The organism is Sinosporangium siamense, from assembly GCF_016863435.1.
In the GTDB taxonomy this organism is placed as follows: domain Bacteria; phylum Actinomycetota; class Actinomycetes; order Streptosporangiales; family Streptosporangiaceae; genus Sinosporangium; species Sinosporangium siamense.
The window spans coordinates 1-18,981 of sequence record NZ_BOOW01000034.1 but is presented as its reverse complement, the minus strand read 5'-3'; the positions used below and the strand labels follow the sequence as shown (position 1 = coordinate 18,981).

At 66.7% G+C, this 18,981-nt stretch carries 12 protein-coding genes and 1 pseudogene; 8 read left to right on the top strand and 5 right to left on the bottom strand.

Annotation, left to right across the window (positions count from 1 at the left end):
- Positions 1-5: 5 nt before the first annotated feature.
- From Ssi02_RS26075 to Ssi02_RS26060, 4 genes are all read right to left on the bottom strand, one after another.
- Positions 6-1,169 (bottom strand): hypothetical protein, encoded by a 1,164-nt coding sequence (locus Ssi02_RS26075; RefSeq protein ID WP_239129713.1) that lies wholly within the window; start codon positions 1,167-1,169, stop codon positions 6-8.
- 91 nt (positions 1,170-1,260) lie between these two features.
- Complete coding sequence (locus tag Ssi02_RS26070; RefSeq protein WP_239129711.1) at positions 1,261-1,515, bottom strand: nucleoside-diphosphate kinase; 255 nt, start codon at positions 1,513-1,515, stop codon at positions 1,261-1,263.
- A 629-nt stretch (positions 1,516-2,144) separates the two neighbouring features.
- On the bottom strand, positions 2,145-5,342 hold the full coding sequence (locus Ssi02_RS26065; protein ID WP_204030208.1) for an AAA family ATPase: 3,198 nt from the start codon (positions 5,340-5,342) through the stop codon (positions 2,145-2,147).
- Positions 5,339-6,655 carry a metallophosphoesterase family protein gene (locus Ssi02_RS26060; RefSeq protein ID WP_204030207.1) on the bottom strand — a complete coding sequence of 439 codons (1,317 nt, stop codon included), beginning with the start codon at positions 6,653-6,655 and terminating at the stop codon, positions 5,339-5,341. Before Ssi02_RS26060 ends, Ssi02_RS26065 begins: the two co-directional genes overlap by 4 nt.
- Before the next feature lie 134 nt (positions 6,656-6,789).
- Between Ssi02_RS26060 and Ssi02_RS26055 the strand changes: the two genes are divergently transcribed.
- From Ssi02_RS26055 to Ssi02_RS26020, 8 genes are all read left to right on the top strand, one after another.
- The gene (locus Ssi02_RS26055) at positions 6,790-7,623 is read left to right on the top strand and encodes a hypothetical protein (protein ID WP_204030206.1); all 834 of its coding nucleotides are present in this window, start codon (positions 6,790-6,792) and stop codon (positions 7,621-7,623) included.
- Positions 7,624-7,666: 43 nt separating this feature from the next.
- On the top strand, positions 7,667-8,818 hold the full coding sequence (locus Ssi02_RS26050; protein WP_204030205.1) for a hypothetical protein: 1,152 nt from the start codon (positions 7,667-7,669) through the stop codon (positions 8,816-8,818).
- Positions 8,815-10,335, top strand: coding sequence for a hypothetical protein (locus Ssi02_RS26045; protein ID WP_204030204.1), 1,521 nt, complete (start codon positions 8,815-8,817; stop codon positions 10,333-10,335). The genes Ssi02_RS26050 and Ssi02_RS26045 overlap by 4 nt, the downstream gene beginning before the upstream one ends.
- On the top strand, positions 10,325-11,671 hold the full coding sequence (locus Ssi02_RS26040) for an AAA domain-containing protein (protein ID WP_204030203.1): 1,347 nt from the start codon (positions 10,325-10,327) through the stop codon (positions 11,669-11,671). Before Ssi02_RS26045 ends, Ssi02_RS26040 begins: the two co-directional genes overlap by 11 nt.
- A 253-nt stretch (positions 11,672-11,924) precedes the next feature.
- Positions 11,925-13,436: a DUF3375 family protein gene (locus Ssi02_RS26035; RefSeq protein ID WP_204030202.1), complete on the top strand. Its 1,512-nt coding sequence runs from the start codon at positions 11,925-11,927 to the stop codon at positions 13,434-13,436.
- Complete coding sequence (locus tag Ssi02_RS26030) at positions 13,429-14,229, top strand: DUF4194 domain-containing protein (RefSeq protein WP_204030201.1); 801 nt, start codon at positions 13,429-13,431, stop codon at positions 14,227-14,229. Before Ssi02_RS26035 ends, Ssi02_RS26030 begins: the two co-directional genes overlap by 8 nt.
- Positions 14,226-17,636 (top strand): ATP-binding protein, encoded by a 3,411-nt coding sequence (locus Ssi02_RS26025; protein WP_204030200.1) that lies wholly within the window; start codon positions 14,226-14,228, stop codon positions 17,634-17,636. The genes Ssi02_RS26030 and Ssi02_RS26025 overlap by 4 nt, the downstream gene beginning before the upstream one ends.
- Positions 17,633-18,793: a Wadjet anti-phage system protein JetD domain-containing protein gene (locus tag Ssi02_RS26020; protein ID WP_204030199.1), complete on the top strand. Its 1,161-nt coding sequence runs from the start codon at positions 17,633-17,635 to the stop codon at positions 18,791-18,793. The genes Ssi02_RS26025 and Ssi02_RS26020 overlap by 4 nt, the downstream gene beginning before the upstream one ends.
- A 39-nt stretch (positions 18,794-18,832) precedes the next feature.
- On the opposite strand, the pseudogene Ssi02_RS26015 reads toward Ssi02_RS26020, so the two are convergent.
- Positions 18,833-18,981 (bottom strand): annotated as a pseudogene (locus Ssi02_RS26015) (IS5/IS1182 family transposase); the annotation flags it as partial.

The following is an 18,981-nucleotide window of genomic DNA, read 5'->3' as shown; positions in this document are numbered from 1 at the left end:
ACCCCTCAGTCGTCGTCGTAGCGTGCGCTTTCGGTCAGCCTGTCGCGGGCGTCGGCCAGCACACGGAGATCGTCTTCACCTGGCTCGTATCCTTGCAGGGCACGGCCGTGCGCGGCGTGAAGATGCGGGTGGTCGACCTCCCAGATCTGGTAACCCAGAGCATGCTGGAGGGCATATCGGCGCTGCTCTCCCAGCGCATGGGTGAGGACATGGCCGTCCTCCACGAGGAACGGTGTGGTCTCGTCGTAGCCGAACGACTCCAGCGCCGCCCGGAACTCGGCGCGGGTCGGTGCGCGGTGCGCGTCCGTGCAGCGTGCGAGCTGGGCGGCGGGGCAGATGTCGCACAGCTCGGGCACGCCCAGGTGCCCGTTGTAGTCGGCTTCCCGGTGTGCGTAGGTCACCCCGCAACTGGCCTTGCGGAACAGAGGCGTGGCGATGCCAGAGTCCTTCCACGCCTGGACCACGCGGGCGTCAACCTCGGCGGGCAGGACCTTGCGCCGCTCCCAGCCGGTGCCATAGGGGACCTCCACCCCCAGGTCACGCAGATGGCCGGCGTTCTCCTCCTTGTGGTAGTAGCCGGTGAACACGATGGCGTTCACGTGGCGTCCGACCTCCAGCACACCGGCCATGGTCTCGGGCGTGTCGTTCCAGCCGGGCACGATCGGTCTCCAGTAGAGGATGACACGCGACCGTTCGCGGTGGCGTGCCGCGTTGAGGATCGAGTCCACCGTCGTGGTGGACTTGGCGATCGGCTCGATCCGGGCGTCCTCGATGCCCGAGTAGGTGAACAGCAGCGTCGGCCGCACATGGCGGAGCCTTTCCAAGCGGGCCATGTCATCCGCGGTGACGTGGAAGCGGGTGATGACGAGCACCAGGTTGCTCAGGCCGCGCCGGTCCATCTCCTCTAGCACCGCGAACGTGTGCGGTTTCACTCCCGGCAGCATCGGGTCGGTGGCCTTGTTGAAGAGCTGGACAGGGGTGGTGTGCGGCCGGAACTCGCGGTGGGTGAGGAGCATCTCGACGGCGTCCTCGGTGGGGATGAGAAGCTGGGGGATCTTCTGCTCGAAGTTCCCCCAGAAGTGCCGGACGCAGTAGCCGCAGTCCAGGGGGCAGCCGATGATGTGGTTGAGCGAGAGTCCGGACTTGCGGTTGGTGACGATCTGCGCCATGTAGGGGTGTCCAACCCGGCCTGCTGCTGGGCGGGCATCAGCTTCAGCGGGCGTCGGGACAGGGAGATGTCACCAAGGTAGACGGGCTGCTTCATCGGACCTCCTGGAGGCGGAGTGCGGGCAGGTGCGCCGGCCCGAACCACACCGCGAACTCGCGTGCCGCGCCTGCGGCGTCGTCGCTGGTGTGGATGAGGTTGTCGATGAACCGGCCTTCTGCCGCCGCGATGGCGGCGCTGTCCACACCGAAGTGGCCGCGGATCGTGTCGGAGCGAGCGCGGGAGGGGTCGTAGTGGCCGAGCAGGTCCCGAACTCGTTGAGCTGTGTCCTCGCCGGTTTCATGGCCCACTGCGACGGTGACCTCCTGGCCGACGTAGTGCGCGTGCCTGCTCCTAAAGGCGAGTCGGGCCGCGCAACACACCGCCCGAAATCGCGCTGACCGGTTCAAACATCAATTGCTCGCCGATACGCTCTAAGGCGCTACCCGGAACGCCACGTTAAAACACAACGCCGAAAGCCATAGCAAATAATCACAGGTCAAAAAGTCCGATGGAGCCCCGACCAGGTCCGCGCTGCAGGGCCAGCAGTGGTGAGCACCGGTCCAACGAAGGGCTGGTCTTCTGACTCGGCCGCAACGTGGGCAGCGACACGCTCGTCCTCGCGATCGTGGTCCCACCCACCGAGCACCGGCGCGACGGCGAGTTCGTCGACGAGCGGGCCGTACTGGCGACTACTTGCAAGAGGCGAGATCGTCGATCTTCCCGAATCCGATTACCGTCTGCGACGTCGACCCCGGTCGCTGTCGGTAATCGGGCTACCGCCGAGGCTGGCAGACAGGTTGCCGGCCGCTCTCAGAGTGCGTGTGCCGTGCGGCTCCGGCGAGGAATGCAGGAGTGTGCGCGCAGAGAGTTGCATCCCGTGTGCCATCGTCCGCTGCGGTCTTGGGGCCAAGTAGAGGCACACGGGATGCTCTCTGCGTCATGCCAGCGTTTGCAGCCCGCTGGCCAGATTCGCCTGCACCAACTCGTCGCGTTCCTCCTGGGTCAGCCAGCGCGCCGAGGATCCTGCAGGGGTCCTCTCCACCCACAACACGTCGTCGACGGCTTCGGCGATAGCGTGCAGGTGGCTGATCACCATGACCAGACGGTCACCCCCGGCTTGTGCCCGGAGCACTTCCAGCGCCGCCTCGAGGGTGGTGGTATCCAGCGCCGCGAAGCCTTCGTCGAGGAACAGCGAACCAAGGCGCGTACCGCCGCGGGAATGCATCTCGGCCAGAGCCAGCGCGAGGGCGAGCGAGGCGAGGAACTTCTCTCCGCCGGAGAGCCGGTTGGGATGGTGTTCCACCCCGGAGCCTCGGCTGATGATGTCGAAGGTCTCGGCGAAGCCGAACCGGTCGTCGGACATCTGCCCGAGCAGGTCGCTGGCAACGCCGAGCAGAGCGCGGGTCCGCAGCGTGGTCAGGTGCCCAAGGAACTTGGCGTCGACGAGCTCCCGGCGCAGCACGCTCAACGTGTCCAGCCTTGTCTGTCCGGCGGTGATGGCGAAGTCCAGGTCGGCAGCCGGTCTGATCTGTTCTTGCGCGGTCTGTTGTTCCTTGCGCCGGCCGGCGGCCTCGCGCTTCGCGTGGCCGGCGGCGGTCGCCAGGGTGATTAGCGCGTCCGGGGTTGTCAGATCGATCGAGGTGTCCAAACCTTCGATGTCGGAGAGTTCCTTGGCGTACTCGCCGAGAGCGGCGACGGCGTCGGCTTCGCGCGAAGCGCACCGGGCCGCGTCAGCGTGCAGTTCACGGTCCAGTGCGGCGGTGGACGTCGACAGGGCCGCGGCAACCGATCTCAGCTCCCCGATGTCGGCGGCATCGGTGTCAACGCGGGGCACCTCGATGTCTGCGGCCTGGCCGTCGTTCAGCCGGGAGGCGGCCTGCTGGGCGGCTTGAGACCAGACCTCGAGGGAGGCACGCAGTTGGCCCAGCGGACGATCGACTGCGGCCGCCGCTTCCCGCTCGAGGTCGCGCTGCAGTCTGCTCACCTCGGCTGCCTCAGCGCGGGCTCGTTCCCGATCGTCGATAAGCTTCTGGACTTCGGCCATGCGGGCGTTGACCTGAGCGGCCGCGGCATTCGCCTCGGCTGCGGTGATGGCGAGCCATTCGGCGGGCAGCACTTGTCTGAAGCGCGAAGGCAAGGAACCAACGGCGGCGGCCAGTCTGGCGGTTGCGGCCGTGTGCCGCTTATTGGCGGCGTCATTGTCGGCCAGTCCTCGTTCGTAGGCCGCCTTGCGTTGGTCCAGGGCTTTGCCGTCGGCGGCGATAGTGGCGGTGTAGCCGGCAGCTTTGCTGTGCAGCTGTTCGGCGTGACTGGCGGCGACCTGTTCGTACTCGAACAGCGCGGTGGTGATCGGCGCGGCGAGTTCCGATGCTGCCGCGTCGTCGGCGGGAGCGGTGGTCAGTACCGCGATGGCGTGTTGGAGGGTCGCCTGGGCAGCAACCGTGTCGAATTGGGCGCCTGGCACGGCGTCACTCGCCGACGAGGAGAGTTCCTGCAGCATCGTGTCGGCGGTGTCGGCGGCCTGCGCAGCGCGGGAGGCAGCCTTTCGGCGTGCAGTTTCACGTTCCTTGACACTGGTCTCGGCAGCTGCCAGTGCAGCCTTAGCCTCGGCGACTCGGGTGTTGGCGTCCACCAGCAGTTCCTGGGCGGTGCGCAGGTCCGCGTTCGCCTTTCTGATGGCGGCGGTGCCGGCCTTGCTCACGGGTTCGAAGTCGTCGGGAACGGCCCTCTGGCACACTGGGCAGTCGTCGCCGGGGTGCAGTTCAGCAGCGAACTCGGCGACGCGGTCGCGTGAGCGCAAGGATTCCAGGAGCGTCTGCGCGGCGGTGAGCTCTTTTTGGGCGTCCTCGGCCTGTTGTTCGGCCGGTGCGATGCGAACCTGGAGTTCATCCCGCTTCTGTTCCGCGGTCGTTTGGGCCTGCGTAGCATCGGCGACCTGCCGGGCCGCGGTTGCCGTTGCTGTTACCGCCTCGCGGGTTGCCGATACGCGAGTGCGGACCTTCGCGCTGAGGTCGGCTGCGGCCGCAGCGGCGGTAGTGAGGGGGTCGGCACGGGTGGCACGGACCGCAAGTTCCCTCTGGGCATCGGTGATGTCGGCGGCTTCGGCGGCAAGCTGGTCGGCGGTCGCAGTCAGCCGGTCGTGTTCTGTCCGCTGTTCCTCGGTGCGGGCGGCGAGGGTTTCCAGCAACGCTGCCGCCTGGCCGAGCGCAGCGAGTCCTTCGCCATCGCGGTCCGCGCCCCCGATGGCTGAGGTGAGGTCGCTTTCGGTGGCAACGGCGGCGCTGGCGCGGCGGTCCAGATCATTGCGTCGGTCGGCGATTTGAGCAGTAATGGGCTCGAGCCGGGCCAGGACCGCGTCGGCGTCGGTGGTGGCGAGCGTCGATAGGGTCTGTGCCTGCGTGCGTGCCGCTGCGGCAGCGGTTTCGGCCTGAGAGGCCTGGTTCTGCAACGCCTTGACGGCGGTGATGGTGCTCTCCAGGCGGCCAGCGATCGCCTCGGCGGTTTCGGCGGCGAGGCAGGCGTCGTTCGCGGTCTGCTCGGGGTCGGCCGGCATGGTGTCCCGCTTTACCGTGGCCACGGCCAATAGCTGCTCGACGGAGTGCAGCTGGCGGTCGGCTTGAGCGCGGACGGTCTCCAGGGAGTCGGCGCCGAACAGCTCACGGAGTAGTTTGGAGCGGTCCCTCATGGTGGCGACCAGCAGCCGGTCGAAGCGGCCTTGCGGAAGCAGTGCGGCGCGCAGGAACGTCTCGTCGTTCATATGCAGCAGGGTCTTGATACGCATATTGACGCTGGTGGCGCCGTCGGCTTCTTCGCCGGTGTCCATGTTCTTCAGGTGGTGCCGGCCAGCGTTGGGGTTGGTGGCGTGGCTCGTGCGGTGCACCTGCCACCGCTCGTCGTTGTGCAGGAAGAGCAGCTCGACGCTCATGGCCGACGTACCGTCGGCGATGAGCTGGCGGGACGCCTTGCCGTCCCAGGAGCTCCTGCCGAACAAGGCGAACGTAATGGCCTCTAGCAGGCTGCTCTTGCCGGCGCCTGTGTCGCCGAGCGCGGCGATTAGGGTCTTGCCGGTGAAGGCTACGGTGACCGGGTTGGGATAGCTGCGGAACCCGGTCAGCGACAGCGTCAAAGGCTTCATCGCACGCCCTCCGGCGAGGGGATCGCGGTGAGTAGGCCGGACCGGTCGATCCCGTCCAGACCGGAGCCGGCGATGGCCGCAGACAGCAGCGTCTCCTCACAGCACGGGGAGGGAGCCTCCGGGTCCGGCTCGTCGCACAAGGCGCCGAAGGCGGCCATGACACGATCGAGGCCGACGCCGCTGGTGCCTCGGTCGTCCAGGTACGAGCGGAGAAGCTCGTCGACGCCGGGCAGTTCTTCGGCAGCCGCGCTGCGATCTAGCACGCGGTTCGCCGCTCCGGGGCGGATCTCGTCGATGATGACGAGCGTCGCTTCCGGAAGCATCTTCTGCAGGGTCTCGCCCAGATGCGGGTTGGAGGCTTCAGCCTTCACCACGGCTTTCACCCAGGCGTCGCCGACGCGGCCGGCGCGTTGTGCGATCTCGTCCAACGTGCCCTCGAGTTTGACCAGGCGGCGGCCCGACGTCAGCGGCTCGGTGGTGATGCGGGGTTCGCGGCCCGGCGCGATCTCGGCCAGCACCACGCTCTTGGTGTCGTTGATCTCGCCGAAGTCCAGCTGCAGTGGGCTGCCAGCGTAATAGGCAGGGAAGGGGGCGCTGGTGATCGCTTGAGGTTTGTGGATGTGGCCCAGAGCGCCGTAAACGACGCCTGGTAGGGCGCCCGCTACGACGGCGTAGTCGTCTGCGATGCTTATCGGCTTCTCCGAACGCGACGGGACGGCGCCTTCGACGAACAGGTGGGCGGCGAAGACCAGAAGGTGGTCCGGCCTGGCGCCCGAGGTCAGGCGCTGGTGGACGTCGGCCTGGACGGCGCGCATCCGCTCGGCGTAGGCCGCGGTCGCAGTCGCCGGGTCGGCAAAGTCGTAGGCGAACCGGTTGGGGTGCAGGTACGGCAGCGCGCCGATCCGGATGGTCGACTCCCCGTCGGCAGCGGGGTATTCAGCGATGAGAAGCCCGTCGGGGCGGGCGTCGGTGGCGAAGCGGACCCGCGCCTGCGTTCTGTCCTGTCTGCCCATGTCGTTCAGGATGAACTCCAGGAACGTCAGCACGTTGCGCGTGTCGTGGTTGCCGGCGACGACGACGACCGGGGCGACCTGTTCGAGGCGGCGAAGCGTCTGCGCAGCGCGAACGATGTCGTCCAGCCCTGGCCGGGAGCTGTCGAATAGGTCTCCGCTGTGCACGATGAGGTCGGGCCGGAAATCGGCGGCAATTTCAACGATCTCGGCCAGGACGGCGTCGAATTCGGCGTCGCGTCGGTGGCGGCCGATCTGGCGGCCCAGGTGCCAGTCGGAGGTGTGGAATACGCGTCCCGTCACGGGATGCCTCCAGGGGAAGATCCGCGGGATCGCCGCTGGCGGCGACGACGCGGTCGGAAGGATGTTGAAGACGACCGTACACCAAGACCAGGGGAAAGTCTGGAAGACTCGGGAAGACTGGTATGGTGTGGTCCATGAGTGATCCGTTGGACGCACTAGAAACGCGCATCAACCAGCTGCGCCGCGCCATCCGTGATGCGACCGGGGACGCTGAGCGTACCGCGGAGCTGCGCGCCCAACTCCGCCGCGCTGAACGGGCCTGGGACGCCCTCGTCGACACCGATGACGCTCCAGCGGAGACGCATGCGCCACCGTCGGCACCCGCGCTGAGAATGGGGGGGGCGATGCTGCCGGCCCGGGAACACGTGCACCGGGTGTTGATGCTCCTCGGTGTGCCGGCGGCGCCGAAGCTGATCGTCAGCGTGCATGAGGCGTTCTTCGTCGGTGAGTTGACTGCTGCCAAACTTTCCAGCCTGCGCCGGGACGAGGAGCGCTCCTATCGGGCGACCCCCGGCTCGCGGCCCTACTACCTGTGTCCTGCACTTGCGTATGACCTGCTGTCCCCGATGCGCGCGCTCATCACAGTCAGCACCTGGGCACTGGAGCAACGCATTATCGGCCCGCTGTCACCTCGCGTCGACTACCTCTCCAGTGCGATCCGCGTGGCCGAGGCGGTGCAGGCTGTGGCCGGGTCCAGTCAAACCGGACCCAGCCCGGCGGCGCTGCGGCTACTGTGGCGTTTCGCGGCGAGTATCCCTGATGCGGCGCCGACGGGCCCGGCCAGCCACGAGCACCCCGTAGACCCGCGGCAGGTGATGGACGCCGCGGGTGCGGAACTGCAGGTGCACATAGACACCGACCGCGCCGACCGCGCGGCGGCAGCCCGGCGCGCACACCGGTTCACCGATGCCCAGCAGCTGTTCGGCGCGCCGCTGGGTAACGTCAGCAAACACCAAGCCGAAGCTTGACCCCGCCAGCGATCCCTTCGTCCCCTTCAAGGATCCCGACACCGTGAAAGCAGCAGTCGACGAACGTCTCGACGGGCTACGCGGCTCCGCACCGCGCCTGACCTACAGCGCCCGGTCTTTGGCCGCGTTGGAGAACAACCCCCGCTGTACGCTTCGGGCCGTTCTGGATGCCTCCGGCTCCGACAAGGCCGCAATCGCCGCGCATGCCGGCTTCCCGACGCCGTTCGGCCAGTCCCCCTTCGCTATCGCCCGTGGCAACGTATTCGAAGCGTTGGTTAAGGCGAACGGCTGCGCGGAGCTGATCCGCGTGCTGCGCGAAACCTTGAAACTGACGCTGCCGGAGGTGGCGTATCAGGACCTGAACGACGTCGGCGGTAACGCCAGCCCCGAAGTTCGTCACTCCCGCACCCGGCAGTTGCTGGTGAACACGGCTCTCGGGAAATCTCCCGGAACGCTGTATGACCACCCCATGCTGCGTCTGCAGGTCGGCGGGCACACGGTGTTCCTCGAGCCGGACCTGGTGGCGTTCCGCATCGAAGACCGGTTCCACGTCGTGGAGATCAAGAGCTTCCCGATCATCGACGGCCGGGCCGACGCGGCCCAGGTCAAGGCGGCGACGACGCAGGCCAGCGCCTATGTCATCGCGTTGCGCGCGATGCTGGCGGATGCCGGGATCGGCCCGGACGCCGTGTCCGACACGATGCTGCTCGTCGCGCCCAAGGACTTCACCAACAGCCCCACCGCGGCGTTCGTCGACGCCCGTAAGCAGGTCGCCACGCTGACCCGCCAGCTGACCCGGATCGAGCACATCGGCGACCTGGTGTCTCTGCTACCCGAAGACCTCACCTTCGACCTCGCCATCGATAAGTCCGGCCGGGCGCTGCGCCCGGCCGAAGAACTCGCCGAGGCCTTGGATCAGGTGCCTGCGCTGTATCGCCCGGACTGCTTGAGCCACTGCGAGATGGCCTTCTTCTGCCGGTCCCGTGCTCGCGCATGCGCGTCGCTGGATGTACTCGGTTCTGCGGTGCGCGAGCAGCTCGGCGGAATCGACACCGCCACCATGGCCCTGGGCCTGGCGCGCGGCGAGCTCACACCAGACGCGGACCAGGCCGAGATGGCCGCCGCGCTGCGGCACGCCGCTCGCCTGCGCACCGAGGTCTTGGGCCAGGCCGACGGGGCGGGGGCTACGGCATGAGCAGAGTGTCAGCGATGGCGCACCTGGAGGCGATGGAGCAGATGCGGGCGGTGTCGCTCACCGTCTTCCGACACCGGCGTCTGTCAGCCAAGCCGCTGGTGATCGTGCCGTTGACCATGGCGGGCGAGGCCGGTGCCCCGCTGGCGGCGATGGCAGGGACGTCCCGGACGGCCCCGAAGCTGCTGGTCGTCGCCCAGCCACGCAACCGAGACCAGCGTTTCGCGTTCGCCGCCGATCTCGGCCGAATCGTGATGAACTACATCGACTCCCACCGACTGCACCGTCGCGAGGTGGCTTCCCGCGTTGAGGGCCCAACCTCCCGGTACACCGACGCTCCCCAGATCCTGGTCCCCAACCCCGGCGGCATCAAAGCCCTGATCGACCTCGGCCGGATGTGTCGGTACCGCAAGGCTGAGGGCCCCTACCCGGTGGCGCCGGTGGTGCCACAGCTGGGAATGTGGCTGACGTTCCTGGCCGAGACCGCCGAGCAGGCCGGAACTTCAATGCTGCTGCCGGTCACCGGGATGCTCGCCGAGCACTGGGCCACCGGGCAGAGCACCATGGAGGACCAGAACCTTGCCTCGATCATGGGATGGATCGACCCGCCCGAGGGCTTGAGCGTCGCGCAGGCCATCGCCGACGCCGAGAATCCGGCCGTGTGCCCGCCGGCGGGCCCCGCGACCTCTCCGGAGTTCGACAAGACCTACCTCGCACCGGCAATACGTCGGTTCGATGACACCTATGCCCGCGGCGACATCGCGGCGACTGCCGCTGCTGAGGCTGACCTGCGGGAGCTGATCGGCGAGCAGATCAAACCCACCTGGCGGCTAATGTGGGCAGCGGTCTCCCTGTTGCGTGCCGTCCCGGAAGCGCCACGCACCGCCGCTCGGTTCGAACGCGACCTCGCCTCCTTCACCGCCTACTCCGACTATCAGGATGGTGGCGGCCTGCCGCAGCGCAAACACGACGGCGCGATCGGCGCAGCACGGCGGCTGAGCCGACTGGAGCGGGCCCAGGCCGATTTCGAGGCTGACATGGCCTTCGATGACCCGCTGGCCCTCGCCGACCGGCGCAGCATGGGCGAGGCGTTCGCCGGCGTCGTCACCGGCGCCGAGCCCGACCGGGTGGTCACCACCGCAAAGAATAGGCGCGTCCCCCGGCCGCGGATCACCGTGACCACCTACGACCCAGTTCGCCTGGCTCCCGGAGTCACCCTGATCAGCCCGTCGATGCCGAACAGCCACAAGGCGCTGATCATCGCCTCGGTCCCGGACGGGGCATCGACGCAGATCCTCGTCGAGGTCACCGGCGGCATGGGTCGTGGCGTCGTCCCCCTGAAAGGCTCCGTGCCCGTGCTGGGGCAACACATGGACTACCTGCCCGACCCCGGCTGGCGGCCGACCCCGGTGTTCCCAGAGCCGGACAGCATGCCGTGGACGCACAGCAGCCCGGCCGACGACGACCCCGACACCAACCCTGAAGACAACGCCGCCGAGGAGTGGGGCAATGCAGACTGACCATGTGGCGGCGTTCGACCCGGCCGCGGCCGCCGATACGGCGATCAACGCGATCATGGACGACCTATCCCACACCAGCCGCAAGGCGGTGGTCGTTGACTCCCCGCCGGGAGCTGGGAAGAGCACCCTAGTGGTGCGCGCCGCCGGCGAACTCGCCGATGGTGCCGAGCACTCGATCATCGTTGCGCAGACCAACAACCAGGTCGACGACCTCATAGTGCGTCTGGCTGCCGCACGCCCCAATGTCACCATCGGCAGGCTGTCCGCCTCCAGTTACCTCCCGCCGCCGGCCGTATCCGACCCGCTCAATACCGTCGTCGGCAACACGCTGCGAGACTTGGCCGGCTGCCAGATCATCGTCGGCACCTCAGCCAAGTGGGCCACGGTCCGCGACGGCACGTTCGGCTGGGCGATCCTGGACGAGTCCTACCAGATGCGCTCGGACATGTTGCTGCAGATCGTCGAGCGGTTCGACCGCGGCTTGTTCGTCGGTGATCCCGGACAGCTGGACCCTTTCACCGTCGTTGGCACCGAGCGGTGGATTGGGTTGCCGCATGACCCGACGCTCAATGGGGTGACGGTGATGCTGGAGCACAACAAGGGCATCCCTGTACATCGGCTACCGGTCTCCTGGCGACTTCCGGCATCGGCCGCACCCACCATCTCTGCGGCGTTCTACCCGTTCGAAGGCTTCCGCGCTGGCACCGGCCCGGACGTCCGTGGCTTGGAGTTCCGCACCGCCGGGTTCGGCGACACCTACCTGGACGAGACCCTGAAGATGGCGTTCACTACCGGATGGGCGCTGCACGAGCTACCGCGCCGTCATGTCGCGCGCACCGACACCGAAACCATCCAGGCCGCCGCCAACCTAGCAGCCCGCCTGCTGGAGCGCGGCGCGGTCGGCACGTGCGAGCGCCATCCGAGCGGCCGGCCCTTGAACGCCAGCGATCTGGCAATCGGAGTAGCCCACCGGGACCAAGCCGACCTGGTGCGCGCCGCGCTCGTCCTCAGCGGTAACTCCGCCGCGCCAGCAGTGACGGTCGACACTGCCAACCGATTGCAGGGCCGCGAGTTCGAGGTCGTCATCGTCGTGCATCCGCTGTCGGGTCGCCGGGATGCGAGCACGTTCCACCTGGAGGCGGGACGGCTGTGCGTGCTCACCTCTCGCCACCGCCAGGCGTGCATCGTGGTCGCACGCACTGGAGTCAGTGATCTGCTGGACAGCCATGCTTCGACCGAGCCGGTACACCTGTCGGTCGAGGCGAAGTTTCCCGACGGTTGGGAGGCCAACCAGGTGGTGCTGAGCAAGCTCGCCCAGCACCGCGTGGCGGGGTAGAAGCCATGTCACGCTGGGGAGCCAACGCGGTACTGCAGAACACGCCGTCGGCGCGGGGCCTTCAATCAATTGGCCGCAGCTATAGGCGTGCCTCACTATTCCGGCCGAATCGAGTAGCGACGATGGCGCAGCTCCCACAGATCCGTCATTCGCTGATCGTGAATCGTAGCGAATGCGACATATCGATATGCGGTCTTGAGCGTGACTTACCCTGCGACAGGAAATCCGTGCGAAAACTATGGCAGGTGGGTGAATGAGTGGCGTTGTCGGCGAACTGGCACGTGCCGGAGATGCCCTAGCTCGCCCTACTCTGAGGCTGCTTGATGGTAAATGGGGTGCGTTCCGGGTGGCTGTGCTGCGCAGCGCGTTCTCCCGAGACCAGCGTTCGATCCAGGTGGACGCCCTCCATACGCAGGTCGACACGTACCTCGGCGAGATGCTCGGTGAAGGCATCGAGGTGCCGGCCTCGGAGAGCGGCAGGGTGTTGTGCAACGCGTGGGTGAAGAACCAGTGGCTGTTCCGCGACAACGCCCCGGACGGCAGCCTGGTGTACTCGCTGACATCGTCGTCACTGGAAGCTCTCGACCTGATTCAAAACCTGTCGCGAGATCGGGCGCTGGTCTCCGAGTCCCGCCTGACGATGATCCTGGACACGGTCCGGCGCTGGGCGACCGAGGCCTCGGCAGATCCCCAGGATCGTGTCGATCGCCTGAACGCGCAGATCCGCGAGTTGGAGGTCGAGCGCGACCGCATCGCCGGCGGCGGCGGCGTGGCCGCCGCATCCGAGGATCGGATGCTCGACGGATACGCCAACCTCATGGACTTAATCGGCCAGCTGCCATCGGACTTCAAACGCGTCGAGGAATCCATGCTTGATATGCACCGCCAGATCCTGCGGGACCTGCGTGACGAAGAGCGAGTGGTCGGCGAGGTTCTGGACGAGTATCTGGAGAGCCAGGACCGCCTACTGCGGACCACCCCTGAGGGACGGGCTTTCGACGGCGCATTCGAGCTGCTGCGAGACGCAGAGCTAATGAACGAGCTGCGCGAGAACATCCAGGTCTTGCTCGGCCACCCGGCTGCCGAGGCGCTGGACGGGCGCGACGTGACCGAGCTGCGGGGCACGGTTACAGTGATCCGCCAGGGCACCAGGGACGTTCTGGACCAGCGGCACCGGCTGTCCAAGACCCTCAAGGAGCATATCGTCAACAACGACCCGCTCGCCGAGCGCGAGTTGGAGCGTGTCCTTCGCGGTATCCAGCGGGAGTTGATGACCTGGATGGAGACAGCAGGGCCCAGATCGATGGTCGACGTTGACCTGCTGCCGCCGGTGGCGAAGATCGGCCATTTGCGGGAGAAGATGTACGACCCGGCCGCAGCCGCCCCACCACCTCCGCTGCGGCAGGCCGACGACGACATTCCGGCCCCGCCGAGCGTGGAGGAGTTGAGGGCCGCGGGCGGCCCGTCGCTAGAGCAGATGCGAGCCGCCCTCATCGACGCGCTGATGGAGTCCGGCGTGGCAACCGCAGCACAGGTGTTCAACGCTCTCCCGACAGATCTTCGCCGACCGGTGGAGATCCTGGGACTTCTGCACATACTCTCCGGCCTCGACGACTCCTCCATCGCCGACGGGACCACCGAGGAGTTCCGTGCCATCCGCCCTGACGGGCACCGCCGCACCTTCCTGGCCCCTACCGCTTTGCTGTCCTCCCACCACGCCGAACGACTTGCCGCCGCAGCTGATGAAGGAATCACTGATGCTTGAGCTCAATTCGTCGGAGATCGACGACAGCCTCGAGGAAGCGCTGAGCGGATACGACGAGCAATTCTCGGCGACAGGCGAGGATCTCGCCGACGACAGCGACGCCGACCGGTCCACCCTCGCCCTGTTCTCCGGCGACGAAGGCGGCCTGTCGCTGGAGCAACGGCGCGCGCTGGTATGCCTTATGCGGAACAAGTTCGTCTCTGCCACAGGCAACCCCGCCGAGTGGCGCGTCATTCGCGAACACAGCCAGCTGATCAAGTCACGGCTCAACGACATGTTCCTCGACTTGCACTTGGACCTGCAGCACGAGGTCGCCTACAAGAGGAAAGTCATCTCCGATGGCGCCGACTTCCCGACCCTGCTGCAGAACACCGCCTACACCCGCGAGGAGACGATCCTGCTGGCATATCTGCGGCACCGGCACCGCGCCGAGCAGCAGGCCGGCCACGACGACGTCACCGTCGAGCGGCAGGAGCTGCTCGACTACATCGCCACCTTCCGGCCACCGCATGCCACCGACCGGTCGCGAGACAAGGGGCGCGCGGAGAAAGCTGTCGACAACATGGTCGCCAGCCGGGTCCTGACCCGGACCAACGACGTTGACCGGCTGCGGATCTCCTCGGTCATCGCCGTCCTGCTGCCGCTTGCCCGGCTGGCCGAACTGCACGAGTGGCTGATCGCCAAGAACGGTGGACAGGGCACGACCGCCGAGGACCTCGGCACCGACATCGACGATGACCCGCAAGACGTGGAGGACGCGGAGGACGTGGTGGAGATGGAGGCGCTAGCGTGAATGTGCATCAGGACTCGATGTTCTACATCCCTGGGGCTGACGCTGGCATCACGCAGTGGAAGGTGGAGACTCTTCAGCTGGTCAACTGGGGCGGGTTCGCCGGCCACGCCAGCGTGTCGTTCTCGCCCACCTCGACGCTGCTGTCAGGGGCGTCCGGCACGGGCAAGTCCACGCTCCTGGACGCCTACATCGCCGTGATAATGGACTCCTCGGTGCCGTTCAACGGGGCCTCCAACGACGCGACCGTCGGCCGGGCCCGCAGCGCGGACCAGCGCAGCCTGCTGTCGTACCTACGCGGCAAGAAAGACATCGGACGGGACAGCGCCACCGGGGAACTCGCCGACCAGGTGCTGCGGGGACAAAACAGCGCCACCTGGGGCGCGATCGCGCTGACGTTCATCGATGACAGGCAGCGGCGCTACACCGTCGCGCGGCTGTACTACGTGCCGCGCTCGGCGGCGCGCGACAGTGAGCTGGTCCGCAAGATGTGCACGATCGACGGCGCCATCGACCTGCGTGCCCTGGAACGGTTCGCTGCCGACAAGTTCGATCAGCGTTCAGTGACCGCCGCGTTCCCGAACCTGAGCATGCACCCTAGCTACGCCGCGTTCTCGCAGGCGTTCTTCACCCGCCTGGGCATCGGCGTCGGCGGCGATGGCGCCCGGGCGCTGCGGCTGCTGGCCCGTATCCAAGCTGGCCACCAGGTCAGCTCCGTCAACGACCTGTACACCGCCATGGTGCTGGAGTTGCCCGGCACCTATGCCGCAGCGGATGCGGCGCTGGAGCACTTCGGCGACCTGGAGGACGCCCATACAGCGATGGCCACCGAGGAGGCCAAGGCCAGCGTCCTGGAGCCGATCCCGGGGCTGAACGACACCCGTGAAGCCGAGTTGGCCAAAGCCCGGCTCATCGACGGCTTCGGCATCCACATCATGTCTGGCGACTCCCCGTTCGGGCTGTGGAAGCTGACGTGTGAGGAGAAGCTGCTGGAGACGGCCGAGACCACGAACCGCATCCTGCACGGCGAAGCCAAGACCGACAAAGCCATAGCGGAGAACTCGCGCATCGAGCTCAACGGCCGCAAGACCAACCTAGAAGCCGACCTGGGCGGCAACGAAGCCAACGCCACGATCATCGGCCTGGAACGGGCCATTGAGCAACTCAGACAGGATCGCGAGGCTGCCCGGTCACGACGGAAAACCTTCAACACCAACACCCAGCGCCTACACCTGGTACTGTCCGACGAATCCGATTTCGCTGGCACGCAGACCGCTGCCACAGCCTTCCTGGACGGCTACGAAGACGCCGCGAAGGTCGCTCGCGAGGAGCGAGACGCAATCAGAGACGAAGCCCGCGAGCCGCTGGGGCTCAAACGTGAACTGCTCGAGGAACAACAGTCCCTGTCTGGCCGCGCCGGCCGTATGGACCCCAAGCTCCACGCGATCCGCATGCAGATCGCCGAAGAAACCGACCTCAATGCTGAGATGCTGCCGTTCGTCGGCGAACTCATCGACGTCCCGCCCGATCAGCGGGGTTGGCGCAAAGCCATCGAGACCACCTTGTTCGGACTGGCCAGGGTCATGCTCGTCGACGCGGATCAGCTGGACCATGTCTCGAAGATCATCGACCCGCTGCGGCTGCGAGGGCGGATCAGCTTCGAAGGCGTCGACCTGACTGCCACGGCACGGTCACGTACCCGACATCCCGACCGGATCTCAGGGAAACTCGAATACAAAGACTCCCCGTTCACCGCGTGGGTCCAGAACCGCCTTACCGCCGACAACACCGACGCCTTGTGCGTGGACAGCCCGGAAGGCCTGCGCGGCCCCGGCCTTCGCGTCACCGCAAGTGGCCAGACCCGATCTGGCACCTCCGGCGCCCACGGCGAACGAGGTGCCCCTAACGTCATCGGCTTCACCAACACCGAACGCCTCGCCGAGATCGCCGAAGACATCGAGGAGATCGAGAAGATCCTGATCCATCATGATCAAAAGCTGGCTGATGCCGACCGGAAGATCAACGCACTGGCCGAGGATCGCGTGGCCCATGGCCACGTCCTAGCTGTCGCCCGCTTCAGAGACATCGACCCCGACGGCATCGAAAACGACATCCGGGCCAAGCAGCAGCTGCGTGAGGACATCCTCAAAGTCGACGACACGCTGCGCAAACTCCGCACCGATCTGGAAGGCGTCGAGCGAGAACTGGGGGAGGCGAACAAGGCCTACTACAGTGCCGACACCCGAATGTCAGGGCTCGACAAGGCGTGGAGCGAGCTGGTCGAACGAAAAGACGCCATCAGTGGCGCCATCGATCGGATCAACGCCCAGCAGGCGGTCACCCTCACCGACGAGCAGACCGCCTACCTGAACACAGAGTTCGCCGAGGTCGCCACCGCCGACGATCTCAACGGCTTCACCACCGGCGTCAAACGTCTCGAAAAGCGCCTGGCCGCATCCGCCGAGGACGCTCGAGCCAAGGCACGGCAGGCCACTCAGGCCCTGGAGACGGTGTTCCGTCACTATCAGCACACCTGGAACGACCCGAACCTGTCCGACTCCATCGACGACTACCCCTCCTACCGCAAGATCCTCGACGGGATCCTGACCACCGGACTGCACAAACGTCGCGAGGAGTGGACCAGGCGCCTGACTGACTGGTCCGGCCAAGACCTTGTCCCGCTCGCCGGAGCATTCGGCAACGCCATCGACGAGATCATCGATCGGCTCACGCCCATCAACAACATTTTGGCCGGGCTGCCCTTCGGCGCGCGCCGCGACCGACTAAAGATCGAACTACGGATCCTGAACCGCGACGACATCACCAAGTTCAAACGCGAACTCAACGCCCTGGCGCGCCTGAACGTCGACGGCATGACCGACGGCCACGTCCAAGCCGCCTTCGCCCGGCTTCAGCAATTCATGAAGCAGATCCGCCCCGAGGGAAGGGGTAAGAACACCCGCGACTACTTCCTGGACGTCCGCAAGCACATCAACGTCACCGCCGTCGCCTACGATGCCGAAGGCCGCGAGCGTGCCACCTTCGACAGGATCGGCGGAAAGTCCGGAGGCGAAGCCCAGGAACTGGTCGCGTTCATTGTTGGGGCCGCGCTGCGCTTCCAACTCGGCGACGACGAGAACGTCCGGCCCCGCTACGCCCCGGTGTTCCTCGATGAAGGGTTCGTCAAAGCTGACAGCGAGTTCACCGGCCGCTCAGTCGATGCGTGGAAGGGCCTGGGATTCCAGCTGATCATCGGGGCGCCGTTCGACAAGTTCACCTCGCTGGAGCCCCACGCCGACCGCGTCCTGCTGATGGTCAAGAGCCCCAAGGGCTACTCGTCGGTCAACGCGATCGAACCGAGTCGGCAGACCCCTGCCCAGCAGACCTCTGACGATGAGGGGCCGGCGTGAAGACTCCGGATCAGGTTGTCGCCGATGCCCGACGAAGGCTGGAGAGCACCTGGCACGACCAGGCCGTCGGAGTCGGCCAGGCGTGGCCGCACAAGTTCCCGCTGAGCGTGCCCGACAAGAAGGACGCACTGGAAAGTGGATGGCAGAAGATCATTCACCCGCTGATCCGCACCTGGCGCGACTGGGCCGCGCAACACCCCGCCCGACTGCACACCGCGTCGCGGCAGGTTTTCACCACCGTCCAAGACGTACCCAGCCACCTGGAGATCTTCACCGCCGACGATGCCGCTGTCGTCGTCGGCGGCGACTGGGCCGAACGACTCGAACGCGGCCGACGCCGAGCAGCGTTACTCGCCGATGTCTTTCCTGCCGTGCCCGAACCACAACGCATCATCCGCGCCGCGGACGGCCACACCGACACCGACTTCGCCCTGCTGCTGGAAGTTGCCACTTGGTTCACCCGCAACGACGCCTCCGGATACACCCCACGGCAGGTCCCCATCCCCGGCATCCACGCCAAATGGCTCAACACCCACCAGCCACTGATCCTGAACCTCGCAGGCCGGGAAACCCTCGGCCTGCTGCCGGCCCACCCGTCACGGATCCACTTCACCTACCTCGACCCCGGCCACCGCGCGACGGGCGGGCGGCGCCACGACAGCGCGACCGTCGGCGACACGTTCACACCGGCGTACCAGCCGGACATCGTGATCGTCTCCGAGAACAAGGACACCGCGATCCACTTTCCGCCGCTACCTGGTGGCATCGCTGTGGAGGGGGACGGGTTCGGCGGCAAGGCCGCAGCGGCCTTCAGCTGGCTCACCAGCGCACGCCACCTGTTGTATTGGGGCGATATCGACGCCTACGGCTTCGAGATCCTCAACGGCTGGCGCGACGACGGAGTCCTGGCCACCAGTATCCTCATGGACCAGGCCACCTACGACGCCTACGAACCTTTCGGCACCAACACCGACCGCAATGGCAAGCCACTACAGCCCGGGGTCCCCAAACCCTTGCCACACCTGACTGACGCCGAGCGGGCGGTGTATCAGCGCTTGCTGGACCCGGCACTGCGGGGTCACCGGCGAATCGAGCAGGAACGCGTTCCCTTGAGTGTTGCAAACGTAGCAGTACAGTCGGCCATCAGGGACTCTTGAGAGGGCATCTGAAAAGCGAAGTTCACGATTAATCGTCGGTTATATGTCTCGCCAGGTTGGAGTGGTTTCGCCGGTGATGCGCCGGGCGAGGTTGTCGATCGACGCGATACGGGTCATGGCTTCGGTGTTGTCGGGCCGGGTCTCGTAATCGCGGGCCAGTCGGCGGTGGAGCATCATCCAACCCAGCG

Excerpts from the sequence above, each read along its gene's own strand:
- Ssi02_RS26035 (WP_204030202.1), top strand. The coding sequence starts at position 11,925 with ATGAGTGGCGTTGTCGGCGAACTGGCACGTGCCGGAGATGCCCTAGCT.
- Ssi02_RS26030 (WP_204030201.1), top strand. The coding sequence starts at position 13,429 with ATGCTTGAGCTCAATTCGTCGGAGATCGACGACAGCCTCGAGGAAGCG.
- Ssi02_RS26055 (WP_204030206.1), top strand. The coding sequence starts at position 6,790 with ATGAGTGATCCGTTGGACGCACTAGAAACGCGCATCAACCAGCTGCGC.
- Ssi02_RS26045 (WP_204030204.1), top strand. The coding sequence starts at position 8,815 with ATGAGCAGAGTGTCAGCGATGGCGCACCTGGAGGCGATGGAGCAGATG.
- Ssi02_RS26065 (WP_204030208.1), bottom strand. The coding sequence starts at position 5,342 with ATGAAGCCTTTGACGCTGTCGCTGACCGGGTTCCGCAGCTATCCCAAC.
- Ssi02_RS26075 (WP_239129713.1), bottom strand. The coding sequence starts at position 1,169 with ATGGCGCAGATCGTCACCAACCGCAAGTCCGGACTCTCGCTCAACCAC.
- Ssi02_RS26040 (WP_204030203.1), top strand. The coding sequence starts at position 10,325 with ATGCAGACTGACCATGTGGCGGCGTTCGACCCGGCCGCGGCCGCCGAT.